Raw genomic sequence first — 1,232 nt, forward strand, 5'->3', positions numbered from 1 at the left:
GGGGTCTCCTCGTTTTCAGTGCAATAAGTGACGGTACGCAAAGCTAGCACTGGCGCGGGGGTGGTCTGGGTAGACCGTTGATTTCATTGACTTTCCTGTTCGCTTTGTAAACGGGTATGGTGGCCTCCCACTTTTGAGGTTCACGATGCAGGGTTGGCACACAACGTTTTTGGGGATGCGTGGGCTCCCCCGCGATATCAGCGACTTCGAGATGAAGGCATTTTTCACCTTCGATGGTGCCGAGCGCGACGCAATCAATGCACGCCGAGGTGATTCCCACAAGCTTGGTCTGGCGCTCCATATTGGTTTCCTGCGCATGAGTGGGCGTTTGCTCGGTGCCTTTCGGGTAATTCCAGTAGCCTTGTGGCGCCACCTTGGCAACGAGCTTGGCATTGCAGCACCAGAAGTCGCCTCGCTGAGAGCCATGTATGAACGCGGGCGCACGCTATTCGATCACCAACAAGTAGCCTGCACGGTCCTTGGATTCCAGTGGATGAGCGAGCACCAGCGCCGCTCACTGGTACGTGAACTGCGCGACGAAGTGGCGCGCTGCGCCGACCGCGATCAGCTACTCGTGCGGGCGCGTCAATGGCTGTACAAGAACAAGCTGGTGATCGTGCACGAGCGGGCAATTCGGACACTGATTGCGGCGGCACTTGCCCAGCTTGAAGTTGAAACAGGCACCGCCATCGCCGCCAGCGTTGATCCAGCAACACTTGATCGCTGGCGAGCCTCAGTTTCAGAGCTGCGCCCAGATGGACAAACCCAGCAGAGTTGGCTATGGGCTGCACCGGCGAAACACTCAACCCGCCAAATCAGCGAGGTACTGGAGCGCATCGACCTGCTTTACACGCTGGACGTTCATAAGCACCTGGCAGACATCCCCGATCTCATCTTGCGCCGCTACGCGCGCCGACTTGTCTCCAGGCCGCCCTCAGCCGGAGCCAAGATCAAAGAGCCAGCGCGCACCGTGGAGGTCGCATGCTTTCTTCGGTATTGCCTGTTCACCACCACAGACCAGTTGATCCTTATGGTGCAGCGCCGGATCGCCGATCTGTGGCGTCAGGCTGCCGCCGATGTCCCCGCTACCGTCAATTGGGCCGCAATGTACAAAACGCTGCTCGGCGAACTTGTTGCCTTGAGCGCGCAAGGTGCGGTGCCAGATGCTGAGTTGCGTGCCCGTCTTGAAGCCTTGATCACCGAAACCCAGAAACGCAAACCACCGAGCAGGG

At 58.8% G+C, this 1,232-nt stretch carries 1 protein-coding gene; it reads left to right on the forward strand.

The window, feature by feature from the left end; genetic code table 11:
* Nucleotides 1-145: 145 nt before the first annotated feature.
* The coding region (locus tag CSE6_RS25910) for a DUF4158 domain-containing protein (RefSeq protein WP_059441891.1) at nt 146-1,232 on the forward strand (1,087 nt) is incomplete at its 3' end.

This window comes from Comamonas sp. E6 (genome assembly GCF_001010305.1).
Classification (GTDB): Bacteria; Pseudomonadota; Gammaproteobacteria; order Burkholderiales; family Burkholderiaceae_C; genus Comamonas; species Comamonas thiooxydans.